General features: G+C 34.1%; 16 protein-coding genes and 1 pseudogene. 11 read left to right on the forward strand and 6 right to left on the reverse strand.

Annotation, left to right across the window (positions count from 1 at the left end; all coding sequences use genetic code 11):
* Window positions 1–21: 21 nt before the first annotated feature.
* Complete coding sequence (locus tag BAU23_RS07230; protein ID WP_071733921.1) at window positions 22–246, reverse strand: hypothetical protein; 225 nt, start codon at window positions 244–246, stop codon at window positions 22–24.
* Window positions 247–330: 84 nt separating this feature from the next.
* A complete protein-coding gene (locus BAU23_RS07235) occupies window positions 331–678 on the reverse strand; it encodes a DUF4257 domain-containing protein (protein WP_000426320.1) in 348 nt (115 codons plus the stop codon).
* 195 nt (window positions 679–873) lie between these two features.
* Between BAU23_RS07235 and BAU23_RS07240 the strand changes: the two genes are divergently transcribed.
* The 6 genes and pseudogenes from BAU23_RS07240 (at window position 874) to BAU23_RS07260 (ending at window position 5,967) form a co-directional block, all read left to right on the forward strand.
* Window positions 874–1,401, forward strand: a complete 528-nt coding sequence (locus tag BAU23_RS07240) for a DinB family protein (RefSeq protein WP_001018106.1) — start codon at window positions 874–876, stop codon at window positions 1,399–1,401.
* Window positions 1,402–1,583: 182 nt separating this feature from the next.
* Window positions 1,584–2,633, forward strand: a complete 1,050-nt coding sequence (gene rsgA / locus BAU23_RS07245; RefSeq protein WP_071733922.1) for a ribosome small subunit-dependent GTPase A — start codon at window positions 1,584–1,586, stop codon at window positions 2,631–2,633.
* Window positions 2,634–2,988: 355 nt separating this feature from the next.
* Window positions 2,989–3,885 (forward strand): annotated as a pseudogene (locus tag BAU23_RS31085) (HAMP domain-containing protein); the annotation flags it as partial.
* 123 nt (window positions 3,886–4,008) lie between these two features.
* Window positions 4,009–4,827: a methyl-accepting chemotaxis protein gene (locus BAU23_RS31090; protein WP_479370984.1), complete on the forward strand. Its 819-nt coding sequence runs from the start codon at window positions 4,009–4,011 to the stop codon at window positions 4,825–4,827.
* Between the two features lie 199 nt (window positions 4,828–5,026).
* Window positions 5,027–5,332 (forward strand): hypothetical protein, encoded by a 306-nt coding sequence (locus BAU23_RS07255; RefSeq protein WP_000539563.1) that lies wholly within the window; start codon window positions 5,027–5,029, stop codon window positions 5,330–5,332.
* 266 nt (window positions 5,333–5,598) lie between these two features.
* The gene (locus BAU23_RS07260) at window positions 5,599–5,967 is read left to right on the forward strand and encodes a DUF3979 family protein (RefSeq protein ID WP_000965070.1); all 369 of its coding nucleotides are present in this window, start codon (window positions 5,599–5,601) and stop codon (window positions 5,965–5,967) included.
* 34 nt (window positions 5,968–6,001) lie between these two features.
* Here the strand turns inward: BAU23_RS07260 and BAU23_RS07265 are convergent, their stop codons facing one another.
* On the reverse strand, window positions 6,002–7,042 hold the full coding sequence (locus BAU23_RS07265) for a YkvI family membrane protein (protein ID WP_002075563.1): 1,041 nt from the start codon (window positions 7,040–7,042) through the stop codon (window positions 6,002–6,004).
* 242 nt (window positions 7,043–7,284) lie between these two features.
* Between BAU23_RS07265 and BAU23_RS07270 the strand changes: the two genes are divergently transcribed.
* The 3 genes from BAU23_RS07270 (at window position 7,285) to BAU23_RS07280 (ending at window position 9,497) form a co-directional block, all read left to right on the forward strand.
* Window positions 7,285–7,728, forward strand: coding sequence for a Dps family protein (locus BAU23_RS07270; protein ID WP_000105196.1), 444 nt, complete (start codon window positions 7,285–7,287; stop codon window positions 7,726–7,728).
* 108 nt (window positions 7,729–7,836) lie between these two features.
* A complete protein-coding gene (locus BAU23_RS07275; RefSeq protein WP_000488202.1) occupies window positions 7,837–8,292 on the forward strand; it encodes a DUF3939 domain-containing protein in 456 nt (151 codons plus the stop codon).
* Window positions 8,293–8,555: 263 nt separating this feature from the next.
* Complete coding sequence (locus BAU23_RS07280) at window positions 8,556–9,497, forward strand: alpha/beta hydrolase (protein ID WP_071733925.1); 942 nt, start codon at window positions 8,556–8,558, stop codon at window positions 9,495–9,497.
* A 52-nt stretch (window positions 9,498–9,549) separates the two neighbouring features.
* Here BAU23_RS07280 and BAU23_RS07285 read toward each other — a convergent pair whose 3' ends face one another.
* Entirely contained in the window at window positions 9,550–10,551 is a 1,002-nt protein-coding gene (locus BAU23_RS07285) for an LLM class flavin-dependent oxidoreductase (RefSeq protein ID WP_071733927.1), read from the reverse strand.
* 104 nt (window positions 10,552–10,655) lie between these two features.
* Complete coding sequence (locus BAU23_RS07290; protein WP_071733929.1) at window positions 10,656–10,847, reverse strand: DUF3896 family protein; 192 nt, start codon at window positions 10,845–10,847, stop codon at window positions 10,656–10,658.
* Between the two features lie 241 nt (window positions 10,848–11,088).
* Between BAU23_RS07290 and BAU23_RS07295 the strand changes: the two genes are divergently transcribed.
* Both BAU23_RS07295 and BAU23_RS07300 read left to right on the forward strand, forming a co-directional pair.
* The gene (locus BAU23_RS07295) at window positions 11,089–12,561 is read left to right on the forward strand and encodes a flavin monoamine oxidase family protein (protein WP_001167902.1); all 1,473 of its coding nucleotides are present in this window, start codon (window positions 11,089–11,091) and stop codon (window positions 12,559–12,561) included.
* A gap of 75 nt (window positions 12,562–12,636) precedes the next feature.
* Window positions 12,637–13,221, forward strand: a complete 585-nt coding sequence (locus BAU23_RS07300; protein WP_071733931.1) for a GNAT family N-acetyltransferase — start codon at window positions 12,637–12,639, stop codon at window positions 13,219–13,221.
* Window positions 13,222–13,245: 24 nt separating this feature from the next.
* Here BAU23_RS07300 and BAU23_RS07305 read toward each other — a convergent pair whose 3' ends face one another.
* The gene (locus BAU23_RS07305; RefSeq protein WP_071733933.1) at window positions 13,246–14,148 is read right to left on the reverse strand and encodes an aldo/keto reductase; all 903 of its coding nucleotides are present in this window, start codon (window positions 14,146–14,148) and stop codon (window positions 13,246–13,248) included.
* Window positions 14,149–14,221 lie beyond the last annotated feature (73 nt).

Here is a 14,221-nt window from a genome sequence, read left to right on the forward strand (position 1 = left end):
TAATAAAAAGCACTGTTTTAGCTAAAACAGTGCTTTTCTCTTTGATTGAACAGTTGCTGCATTTTCATCATGTATCCCTGCATCATCAATAATTCGTTTTTTAGCTTTATTTAATAGATGGTTTACTGCTTCACCAAAATGGTTAGCTTCGCTTTTTGTGCGGGCTTCTCGTAAACATTTATAGTTTTCTAGCAGTTCCTCTTTTTCGGTGTTTGTTAAGAAATCTTCTATATTCTTTTTTGTCATACGAAACACCCTTTCTTCTGACAAACGACGCAATAGAAAATATTTATTTTTTATTATAACAATAATTTTTAAAGAAAGTATAGACTAACGTCGTAATAGTTTGTCAATTTCTTGGATTTTCTCATCAGCTTTCCCAATTTGCGTATTTTTAGCCTGTTCACCACCAAGAGCTTGGTGAAGTAAAAACGTTTGACCGGAAATAGCGGTCACAATGGAGACTTTTATAATTTCTTTTATTAAGGTGACATCGAATAAAACGAGTCCAAGAAGTGCGGCGAGGCTACCTGTAAAAATATCAGTTAAAAATCCAAAATGAAAAAAAGTTTTTAAACGGCGTGGAAGCAATAACTTGCCTTGGTTATTGATCAGATGGGAAACGAAGCCAGTAATGCCACCAACGAGAACAGCGGTTAGCCATTGATACATTTCCATCGAATCCACTCCTTTTAGTGAATAAGATTCGATTTTTTCATATTGATTCCTTTTAATATTTCATATAAGCGTATTGAGAAAGTTTGTTTGGGTATATTCCTTATTCAATTTAATAATAACAGAAAAATCTGATATATTTTAGTTATTATATGAAGAGGTTATTCATTAATATGAATACAGAAAGGGGTGCGTGATATGAATATAGATTATCGAATAAGAAGTGTAGATGGTTATACAAAAAATATAGGAGAATTAGTAAGCATGCTGGAGCATACGAGGGCTGTAACATTACAGGAAATAAAAGATCTATCAGTTGAGCAATTAGATTTAATTATGCCGAGTGGAGGGAATTCCATCGGAGCGTTACTAAAGCATATAGCGGCTATAGAAAAAGCACATCAACTTATTTCATTTCAAGAGCGCGGCTTTACAAAAGAAGAATTAGAAATATGGGAAGACGCACTGTATTTAGGGAAAGCGGGGAGAACAATCCGTGGTCATGAAATACAGTATTATGTACAACTTCTACAAAGTGTTCGAGAAGAATCTCTGAAGTATTTGAGTGAACAAAATGATCAATGGCTTATGTCAGAAAGAAAGTGGCCTAATGGCGTAGCGTATAATCAGCACTACCTTTGGTTTCATGTGCTAGAAGATGAAATTAGTCATCGCGGACAAATTAAAATGCTAAAAAATAAGTTGTTTGAAAATTACGTTAAATAAGGTAGCTTTTTAATGGGATATTCCATATAATGAGAGTAATTAAAATTAGAACGGGGTGATGTATTATGGCGAAATTAACTTATATGAATAATAAACCAAATACAAAGGTGGACGGAAAGGGCGATACTCTATAAGTGAGCGCACAATCCTTCCACTAAGTTCAAACTAGGGAGGATATCAATTTGGATCAAAATATTTTAGAATCTTTCGGATGGGATTCTTTTTTTGAAGAACAAGCTGTAGAGAACTATGAAGTAGGCCGTATTTTACTTGAGCATAAGCATATATATCGGATTATTTGTAATGATGGTGAATATGTAGCGGAACTGTCTGGAAAGTTTCGTCATGAAGCGTTAACGAAAGGGGATTATCCGGCAGTTGGCGATTGGGTGTATATAAAGAAAATAGAAGGAGAGCGAAAGGCAATTATTCATCGTATTTTTCCAAGGAGAAGCTCTTTTTCTAGACAAGAGGCTGGCTACCGAACAGAAGAACAAATTATAGCTACGAATGTGGATTATCTTTTTTTAGTAAATGCTCTTAACCATGATTTCAACGTAAGAAGGATGGAACGTTATTTGCTATTGGCTTATGAGAGTGGTGCAATGCCTATTATTGTTTTAACGAAGAGTAGTTTATGTGAAGATGTGGAACAAAAAATTGCAGAAACTGAAGCAGTAGCAATCGGTGTTCCTATATTTGTTGTTGATAGCTTAGCGTACGTCGGAATAGAATCATTGCAACAATTTGTTTCACCAGGAAAAACAATCGCCTTAGTTGGATCTTCAGGCGCAGGGAAATCTACTTTGTTAAATGCATTAATAGGAACAGTTGTAGCAAAAACCGGTGATATACGTGAAGAAGATAGTAAAGGGAGACATACGACAACTCACCGTGAATTGTTCCAATTACCAAGTGGTGGTTTAATAATTGATACTCCTGGTATGAGAGAACTTCAGCTTTGGGAAGGAAACGCGGCAATCCAAACTGCATTTTCTGATATTGAAGATCTTGCAAATACTTGCCGCTTTCGAGATTGTAAACATGATGGTGAACCAGGATGTGCAGTGCGAGGTGCTATAGATAACGGGATTATACCCGTAGAGCGCTTGCTAAGCTATAAAAAGCTGCAAAGAGAATTGGCATATGTTATGAGAAAACAAAACATTACTCTGGCAAGAGCTGAACGAGATAGATGGAAAAAGATTTCTAAACAACATAAAAAAATGTAAAAAACCAAAGGGCTTGTTCCTTTGGTTTTTTATATTTGTAAATTTTATAATAATATTATTCATATATATAGACAAAAGGAATTAATTTATTTAAACTTTACAAAGTGTTCATCAAAACAAAGTATAAAAATAGAAACTAAGGAATGGGATATATTCAAAATTAACCCAACTAAATCTTTAAAACTTAATATTAAAATACGGGAGGTTTATAATGCGTAAACTAGTAAGTTGGTTTAGAGATATGAAGGTAGCAAAAAAACTATTAATTTCGTTTTTTGTTATATTAATTGCGGCAGTCTCTATTATTGGGGGCATGTCGTATCAAACAGCTAAAAAGAATTTTGAAACACAAATTATGAATAGCGCTCAGGATAATATACGAATATTAGATAATTTAATCAATCAAATGATTGATGCGAAATTCAACGATGTAAATAATTTTGCACGAGTGATTCATAGTGATATGTATCAAGGGGATAATCAGGACGAACTAAGAAAAATATTATCTCAATATATTAGTTTGAACAAAGATGTAGAACAAGTGTATGTTGCCGGAAACGATAAAAAATTTGTACAAGAACCAAAAATACAAATGGAAACAGATTATGATCCAACAGAGAGTTCTTGGTATAAAGATGCAGTGAATAAGCAAGGTGGAATTGTTGTCACTGAACCATATAAGGCACAAGGAAATGGGCATATTGTCGTAACAATCGCAAAACAAACTGAAGATAAAAATGGTGTTGTTGCAGTAAATTTAAATTTAGATAATTTATTAAAAACAACAAAGTTAATCAATATTGGTAAAAAAGGCTATGCTTTCATTTTAGATGGGAAACAAAAAATAATTGCTCACCCTAAAGAAAAATTGGGTGACAAGGCCGATGATTCTTGGGCAAAGAAAATTTACGAAGATAACCATGGCACTTTTTCATACACTTATAGCGGTAGTGAAAAGAAAATGGTATTTGCCACAAACTTAAAAACAGGTTGGAAAATTGCTGGGACGATGTACTCAAATGAAATAGTTGAGGCTGCTCAACCTGTATTTTATAATATGTTAATTGTAATGTTTATTTCATTAGTTGTAGGTGGAGTGCTTATTTATTTCGTGACAATTTCTATTACCAAACCTTTAAAACAATTAGTTGTCACTTCTAAAGAAATAAGCGAAGGGGACTTAACTCAAACGATTCAAATACATTCAAATGATGAAATTGGACAACTTGCGAAAGGTTTTAATGAGATGACTCATTCACTACGCACATTAATTGGAAGAATCAATACTTCAGCAGGGCATGTTGCAGCTGCATCTGAAGAGTTAACAGCAAGTGTGAGACAAGCGAGTGAAGCGACTGAACAAATTACATCAGCAATGGATGAAATATCAAGTGGTGCAACGACGCAAACAGCAAGCGTAGAAAATGGTGCTATGTTACTGTTTGATGTAACAGAAGGGATTCAGCATGTAGCAACTAGTTCATCATCTATTAATACTGCTTCCGCTCATACTCGTGAAAAAGCAGAAGATGGTGAAAAGTTAGTAGGAAAAACAGTGAATCAAATGCAGTCTATTGCAGAATCTGTTTCGCAATCAGATGCTGTTATTCAGTTATTGAATAACAAATCAAAGCAAATTGGTGATATTTTAGAAGTCATTCAAAATATTGCAGATCAGACAAATCTTCTAGCTTTAAATGCAGCAATTGAGGCTGCAAGAGCTGGTGAGCATGGAAGAGGCTTTGCAATTGTTGCTGATGAAGTACGAAAATTAGCAGAACAATCTAGTGTATCATCAAGTGAAATTAGTAAATTAATTTGTGAAATACAAGATGATATGAGTAAGACAGTAAAATCTATGAATGATGTAAATGAAGAAGTTCAATCTGGACTTGTTATTGCAAATGAAACAAAACAAAATTTCACTGAGATTTTACAATCTACAAATGAAATTGCTGATCAAATTAAAACGATGGTTGAAACGGCTAATGGAATGTCAAAAGGTGCAAATGAAGTATCTATTTCAGTTGGCCAAATTGCAATGACAGCACAAAATAACGCGACGAGTACACAAAGTGTTGCAGCGTCAGCTGAGGAGCAGTTAGCTTCCATGGAAGAAATTGGTTCCGCGGCTGGTACACTATCTCAAATGGCTGAAGAGTTACAAGTGTTAATTGAAAGATTTAAAGTATAAAAAGGGGAGGCTGTCTCAAAATAGCATTAGTGCTATTAGAGGCAGTCTTTTTAGCCGATAAACGGATTATTGTAGGCTTATATATAGGGAATATCAATGATTAGAGGTTCAATTTATTAAATATTTGTCGAAAAATAGAGGGATTTGTTAAGTGTGTGTATAATGAATATTGTATAGATTACATATAAAGGAGATTATTATGGGAGTGTATTGGGGAACGAAAAGACATTCTTGGCTTAGTTATGTCTCGTTTTGGTTAAGTATTTTATTCTTTGCTGTTTTTGTAATTGAAGTGTTTGTATTTAAAACACTTTCAAATAGTTCATTACAAATCGTTAAATATTTTTATTTTATATTTGTCCCATTAAATATCATTCTTAGCTTGAGATTATTATCTAAGAAGAATGAAAAGAAAATATTACCGGTTTTTAGTTTAATTGTATCGCTATTATTTGCCAGTTTAATTATAGTATTAGCATTAGCAGCCGCAGGAAAAGTCTTTTGAGGAGAGTGATATAAATCACTCTTCTTTTGTGTGAAATTTTTAGATTTATAAGTAGTGTGAAGGAAATAAGGAAAGTGATAGGTTATCAGTAAAGGGACATACTAGTGAGTAGAGAAGGAATCAAAAATACTATATGTTTTGTATGTGTTTATAAAGCAAATGAATGCGGTAAGATTCGTGATATATGGTACAATAAACATAGATAGTGATAGAGATAAAGGGTATATAAAATACTCATCGTTTTTTAGTAAGAGAGGGGTTATCTTATGCTATACGAGGATTTGATGACATTATTCCAAGCTGCTCCGATAGAATTGGATAGAGGCGGCTGGAAATATATAATCCAGGAACAAAATGATAATTATGAAATTGTTGATGAAATGTTAAAAAAGCAAATGAATGTTGAATTGTATTTTAATGAATATGATGAGGTGAAAATCACTTTATATAAAGATGGAAGCCCCATTACTACGATGCAAAGAATTGCTATTTCAAAAGTTGAGTTAGATGAAGAGGAGGAAGGCGTTCAATTCGTATTAGAACGCATGCCAAGTCGAATGATTCGTTTGCAATTAAAGCCGTATCTTGCAGTAGAAATGGGGCCGTATTGGGAAGTATGTGAAGAGTGTGAATGAACATGAAAAAGCATCCGTATAAGCGGATGCTTTTTCATGTTTTTTGAAGTTGTTTAAAAGCAATAATCGGTAGTAAAATGATGCTTACCCAACCGATTATTGGATATAGAATATGAAGCAATTGGCTATATCCGATGTAACTAAAGCAATAACTAATTAGTAATATGAAGTAAATAATGTTATGACTTTTCCATCCTGTAATGGATTGCATTTGTTTTGTCATTCCGAAAATATTCCCAACTAATGTTGTGAACACTTCACCAAAAATGATAAGAACAAAGAAAAAGTGGAAAGTGGCATTAAATCTTCTTACAACTTCAGCCATTGGGATGTTGTATTGATAAAATTGTTCAACTGATAATATTGCTAAATGGCTACATAATAAAATGAAGCAAAGCCCTGCGCCTCCTAAAATACCACCCCATAAAATAGCTTTTCGGTCTTTTACTTCACTGGCTAATGGGACGAGAACACTTTGGGCGAGTGAAAGATTTAATGCAACATATGTAATCGGGCTAGTAATCCATTTCATATTCCAACTTTCTGTAGGAACGGTGTTAATAAGAGGAGTTGTACCATGAATAAAGGTTGTGATAGCGAGTCCAATAATAAAGATCATCATTATAGGTACGACAAGTGTATTTACTTCAAAAACACCTTGTAATCCTCGGCTCCCAATAATGAGACAGGCGATGACTGTGATGAAAATACCAAGTTGTCTCGGGAGGCGGAGTTGTTCTTCAAATACTGCCCCTGCCCCTGATAACATAACGCTTGTTACACCAAATAATACGAGTAACAGTAATGTGTTTACAACATTTCCAAATACATCCCCAAATAAATATTTGTTAAATTCTTGAGCTGAAAATGCCCCTATTTGTGATGAAAGTAACATCATCTTTGTGCCGAGCCAAATAAAAAAAAATCCACTTATACATATGCCAATGGTTCCGTAAAATCCGTTCACTGTAAAAAATTCAACAATTTCTCGCCCAGTAGCAAATCCAGCTCCAACGACAGTTCCGATATAAGTAGCAGCGACTTTCTTTGCTACTTGCCATTGTTGATTGTCCATGTTATCCCTCTTTCTTCTATGATGAGCTTGACTTACTATTATGCATATGTGTGAGCTTGGACAATTAGACATATGAAGTAGTTGAAAGAATACATGAATTATATGATATTAGGGAAATATTAAGGTTGTTAAAACTTTGTTACATATAAGCTGTTCATTCAAACGAGTAGGAAATGTATGGTAAAATGTAATTAGGTTATTAAAAGATAATAATTATAAAAATGCTAAGAGGAGTGGATTGTATGAGTACGAAAACAAATGTTGTTGAAGTATTAAACAAGCAGGTAGCAAACTGGAATGTGTTATATGTGAAACTGCATAATTATCACTGGTATGTGACAGGACCACACTTCTTTACATTACATGAGAAATTTGAAGAGTTTTATAATGAAGCAGGGACTTACATTGATGAGTTAGCAGAACGTATTTTAGCGCTAGAAGGAAAACCGTTAGCGACAATGAAAGAATATCTAGCAACTGCTACTGTGAGTGAAGGGACAAGCAAAGAGTCTGCAGAAGAAATGGTACAAACTTTAGTAAATGATTTTTCTGCACTCATTCAAGAATTGAGAGAAGGTATGGAAGTAGCGGATGAAGCTAGTGATGAAACATCTGCTGATATGCTATTAGCAATTCATACGACATTAGAACAACATGTATGGATGTTAAGTGCATTCTTAAAATAAACATAAATGGATTAAAGAAAAACTCTATTGAAAAATTCTTTCAATAGAGTTTTTTATGATTTTTCAGTTTCCTTTTATGCTATAATATAGTAAAAAGGAGGCGATGCGATGTTTCGCTTTTTCAGAACTGGAAAAGAAGAGCGGGAAATTACGAAAGACGAATTAGAGCAAGCGATGGCTAAGTTTCTAGAAACGAATGCTAATATCGTTTATACAGTATTAGTAAATGATGATTACACAGTAAATTATGATTTGTTAAAGCCCTATTTACCTGCATTTCCAACCAATTTTTTTCTTATTACGAAGGAAACGCTTGAGGTATTTGAGCATACAGAAGAAAATTTAAACCTAGTTAAAGAAATTGATATCGTACAAAAGGCCGTAGATCAATATGTAACAGAAAAAGAAATGTTCCCAATTGTTGAAGATAGCGAAGATCGCCTCATATGTGGAATGAAGCTAGGACCATATTTAAATCGTATATTAAAAAGAAATTTATATATTTCAGAAAAACATTATTTAGTTTCAAGTAAACCAGATAAGAAAAAAAAGAATACTGGGTAGATGTTATGAGAACAACAATAATATATTGTTGTCTTTTTTTTGTTTTTAAAATATTGATTTTTCAGTCTATTTAATTTTATACTATAACTAGTGGATAGGAAGGAGTGGTGTATTATGCGTATACATACATTAATTATTAAATATCATTCTGAAAATCAGGTATTGTTAAGGTGAATTGTAGAATTTTACTACTTATACCCTGACCCAAGAATGATAGGATGATTGGAGAAAAAATATTTTAAAAGGTTACGGGGGATTTCTATATGAAAAATAGTATGACTTATATTCAATTATTAAATGAAACGCTAGATTGTTATGCAAAAAAAGGAAGTTTTGAAGCATACACTTATATAATGGAGCATGCTAAAGATGTAATAGGTAATGAAGCACAAATATATAACTTTAAATATGCGCTAGCAAGTGCAGCAGGACTTGAAGATGAAGCGTTGCATTTAATGAAGAAAGCAATTATAGAAAATGGGTTTTGGTATGGAAGTGAGTATTTAATTTCCGATGATGATTTAAAACCATTACATAAATTTGAAGAGTTTCATAGAATGGTTCAATTATGTAAAGAAAGAGAAGAGTTAGCAAAGAAATCGGAACAAGCAGACGTGAAATATATATACAGTAAACAAAATGAAAATCTATTAATAACAATGCATGGTGATCAAGAAAATATAAAAATAGTAGAACCTTATTGGCATTCAGCTTTGGAACGAGATTATATGTTAGTGTTTCCTCAATCGTCTCAAACTCAATTTTCAGATGGATATGTTTGGGATAATATCGAAAGAGGAAGAGAAGAGTTAAAAGGACATTACAATAAGATTATGTTGAGTAATACATTTGAAAACATTATCATTGGTGGATTTTCTGCTGGGGCAAGAGTAGCGCTACATTCCATGTTACAAGGTGAAATAGAAGTGAACGGTTTTATTTTTGTGGCACCGTGGCTCCCTGAAATGGAAGAATGGGAAGAAATGATTGGAATATTACATGATAAAAGCATAAAAGGATATATAATATGTGGGGATCAAGATGAAGATTGTTTCGAATGTACACAGCAATTTGTAAAGTTATTAAAAGATAAAAATATAGAACATAAGTATAAAGTGGTACCTAATTTAAATCATGATTATCCTGAGAATTTTGATGTGGTATTAAAAGAAGCTATTGAATATATAGGAAACAAAAACAATTGATTGGTAGTAAGAAAGGGAGATGCATCATATGTGATGCATCTCCTTTTCGTTATTATAAATTAAAAGCGTCTGCCAATAAGCGATAAGAGTTTAATTTATCTTCAAATTGATGAGTGATTGTGACAATCATAAACTCTTCAGCATTGTATGCTTTGCTTAAGTTTAATATTTTTTCTTTTACAGAAGACGGATCGCCGACGATCATACGTTGACGATTTTCTTTAATACGAAATAGGTCATAAGCACTATACGAATAATTTTGAGCAGTTTCAATAGACGGGGTTCCAGTAGTCCGTTTTCCTTGTTCTAATAGTAAAATCGATAAATCAAGGCTTGATGCTATATTCTCCGCTTCTTCGTTTGTTTCTCCGCAAATAACAAAAATAGAGACGATTGATTTTGGTTTATCACCTAAATAGGAAGGTTGGAATTGTTCTTGATAGGCTTTCATTACTTCAGGGCCACCGTATCCGTTAATGAACTGTGCAAATGCAAAGGAAGCGCCTTGCTTTGCAGCAATCATTGCACTTTCCCCGCTAGAACCAAGCATCCACATTTCAGGAGATGTTGTGATAACTGGAGTAGCCTTTAAATTTGCATAATGATGGTTTTCTGGTACTTGATCATGTAAGTACATAGCAACATCTGCAATTTGTTCTGGATATTGATCAAGTGAGACCATTTTACCTTCTTGAAGTGCGCGAGTTGCTATCGGCATACCACCAGGCGCTCTACCAACACCAAGGTCAATACGGTTTGGATAAAGTGCCTCTAACACGCGGAAATTCTCGGCAACTTTATATGGACTATAGTGCGGCAACATAACACCACCCGAACCAACTCTAATATGATTCGTTTTTGCTGCGATATGTGAAATAAGTATTTCTGGACTTGAACCTGCTAGACTTACAGAATTATGGTGTTCAGATACCCAAAAACGTGTAAATCCTAGTTTTTCAACTTCTTGTGCAAGTGTTACTGTATGTGAAAAAGCTTCAGCTGCTGTACTGCCATCAGAAATAGGTGATTGGTCTAATACACTTAATTTGATCATAGAATATACCTCTCAATCTTAATGTACATTCTATTATATATTTACTTACGAAAAATGCGTAGTGAAATGCTCATACAAAAAAGAGGATGATAATATATCCACTTTTAACGAGAAAACCCTCGTTCATAATGATTCATTTCGACTAAGGTTAAAATATAGTCGTAGTTATCAATCTCAAGTTTTATTTGATCACGTTCGTTTTCTGATAATTGTATACTACTAAGTTTTTTACATAGTTGTTGTTTCTTTAATTCTAAATGCTTTTTTGTAGCGTGGTAATCATAAGTATGTTTCATTTTTAACCACTCCTTCTTTACAGTTGCTATATTATACGGAGCGTGAAGAGATGTGAGAGCTATACCTTATGTACTTTTAGTGAATATTCGACTTGCTATGGTGTTATGTTTGAGGGGATTTATGAATAAAATGCACTAAACCACTAATGCCCATAAAAGCTCGATTGGTTCAACTAATAATCAGTGGGTAGGAACAAACCCACTGATTATAGCTTCACTTTATGAAGTAAGGGGTGGAATTGTGCAGAAAGCTATAATGTTTAACAATGAGATGGATGAAACGTTAAAAGTTATAGATAAAGGATTGGAGAAGACGTCACGCCCGAAACAAATTATTGTAGTAGGGGCTGGTATGGCTGGATTAGTTTCGGCATCTTTATTAAAGGCTGCGGGACATGAAGTGAAGATTTTTGAAGCAAACAACCGGGTAGGTGGCCGTATAGAGACAGTTAGAATGGAAGATACCGGATTATATTTAGATGTTGGAGCAATGAGAATTCCGTATTCGCATACATTAACGATGGCATATATAAGAAAGTTTGGGCTACAGGTGAGCCCTTTTATTAATAGGAATGAGACAGATATTATCTACGTAAATGGTCGGAAAACGACATTAAAACAATACGAAAAAGATCCAAGTATTTTAAGATATCCTGTGGAAATGAATGAAGTTGGGAAAACGTCTGAGGAACTATTAATGTTAGCGGTACAGCCCATTATAAATTTTATAAAAAAGAACCCAGAGAAAAATTGGGATATTGTAGTAAAGGATTTTGGGAGATATTCTACAGGGCAATTTTTAAAGTATCATCCTTATCAATATAATACGTATTTCTCGCCAGTAACGATTGAGATGATTGGTGTTTTATTAGATTTAGAAGGCTTTTTGGAAAGGTCATTCGTTGAGACGTTACGCTTTTTATACATTATGCAAGAGGAAAGTGGATTTTGCGAAATAATAGGTGGGAATGATAGATTACCAAAGTCTTTTTTACCGCAACTAGAAGAAAATATTATATATAATCAAAAATTAATGAAGCTTCATCAACAAGATAACGGTGTGACAGCTTTCTATCGGAACGAGGAAACTTTTGAATATAGTAGTATTACAGGGGACTTAGTTATTGTTACAATTCCTTTTTCAACAATGCGATTTGTAGAAGTAGATCCATTTGATTCGATATCTCATGCGAAGTGGAAAACAATTCGCGAATTGCATTATATGCCAGCTACAAAAATAGGAATTCAATTTAAAAGTCGTTTTTGGGAGGAACAAGGGCAATTAGGTGGGAGAATTATAACAGATCTTCCTATACGTTATGCGTATTATCCAAGTCATGGAATCGGTTCAAAAGGACCAGCCATTATGCTTGGGAGTTATACGTGGTCATACGATGCATTACTATGGGATGGTTTATCAAAAGGGGATCGTATCTATTACACATTACAAAATTTAGCAACAATATTAGGTGGTCAAGTATATGATGAGTTTATGTCTGGAATATCAAAGAGTTGGACATTAGATCCATATGCGCTTGGAGGGTTTGCACTATTTCAAGCTGGCCAAGAATCTGAATTACAGCCAGTCATTGTAAAACCTGAGGGAAGAATTTACTTCGCTGGTGATCATACAACGCTGTATCACGGATGGATTCAAGGTGCGATTGAATCCGGAGTTCGTGTGGCGGTAGAGGTAAATGATCAAAATGTGTAAAATTCAGAAATTTCTTTACTGTATAACTTGAGATGGATATTATTATATATAAAAGAAATATAGGGAGTGTTGAAAATGAATCCGTTATTATTCGATTTTCCTTCTGAATTTTATACTGAAAGGCTTTATATACGAATGCCAAAACCAGATGACGGTAAAGTTGTATATGACGCAATTCAAGCTTCAATGAAAGAACTAAAACCTTGGATGGTCTTTGCACAAAAAGAGCAAACAGAGGAAGAAATAGAAGAGAGTATTAGAAAATCGCATATTCAATTTTTGCAGCGTGAGGATTTGAGATTACTAGTTTTTTTGAAAGAAACAGGTGAATTTGTTGCATCTGCCGGATTACATCGTATTAATTGGGATATACCTCAATTTGAAATCGGGTATTGGATTGATTCAAGGTTTAGTGGAAAGGGCTATATGGTAGAGGCTGCAAAAGGTATAACAGATTATGCTTTCACTGAATTGAAAGCAAACCGCGTAGAAATTCGATGCGATTCTTTAAATAAGAAGAGTAGAGCGATACCTGAGAAATTAGGATTTAAGTTAGAAGGTACGTTAGAAAGTGCGAGTGTTGCAGTAGATGGAAATGGATTAAGGGATATGTGTGTATTTGCCATGACTAGAAATACATATGAAAAAGAAGAGCTGTAAAGAAACAGCTCTTCTTTTTGAGTATTATGGTACAGGATGTCCATTAGAGCTTTCGAAAATTGTAAACCATTGTTGACGATCTAAATTAACTTTTGTAGCAAGCGCGGCTGTTTTAACACGATCTAATTTACCAGATCCAACGATTGGCATCATGTTAGCTGGGTGAGCAAGCAACCATGCATACATAACCGTATCGATGCTAGTAACATTTAGTTCAGTAGCAACTTTTTGTAAAGTTTCACGTACACGTATGGCACGTTCTGATTGACCAGTAAAGATTTCACCACCAGCAAGAGGTGACCAAATCATTGGATTGATTCGTTTTTCTTGGCATAAATCAATCGTACCTTTTTCAAAATGCTCAAGCTGCATCGCAGATACTTCAATTTGATTTGTAATGAGCGGGAAATCTAAATACGAACTTAACATATTAAATTGTGAAGGTAAGAAGTTAGATACACCGAAGTGACGAACTTTGCCTTCTTGCTTTAAGCGTGAGAATGCTTCTGCCACTTCAGTTGGATCCATAAATGGATCTGGGCGATGGATGAGCAGTACATCAATATAGTCTGTATGTAAGTTTTGTAATGAATCTTCCGCGCTCTTTATGATATGTTCTGCACTCGTATTGTAGTGAGCGACATATCGTTCTGGAAATTTTGGTGATGGGGGAGCGATTCCACATTTTGTGATAATTTGCATATTTTCGCGCAAGGAAGGCTTGAGTTGTAACGCTTCTCCAAACAATCCTTCACACGTATATCCGCCATAAATATCAGCGTGATCGAAAGTAGTAATCCCCATATCCATACAGTCTTCAATAAAAGAAAGTAACTCTTGCTTTGTCATATTCCATTCTGCTAAACGCCAAAAACCTTGAATAATACGAGAAAATTCTAGTGTTTCGGCCATTTGAACTCGTTCCACTATAAGTACCCCCTATATGAATGAATAATATTTTTGAAAAGGCTTTCTTACTACATATTATTATATAGTTACA

Source organism: Bacillus nitratireducens (genome assembly GCF_001884135.1).
Classification (GTDB): Bacteria; Bacillota; Bacilli; order Bacillales; family Bacillaceae_G; genus Bacillus_A; species Bacillus_A nitratireducens.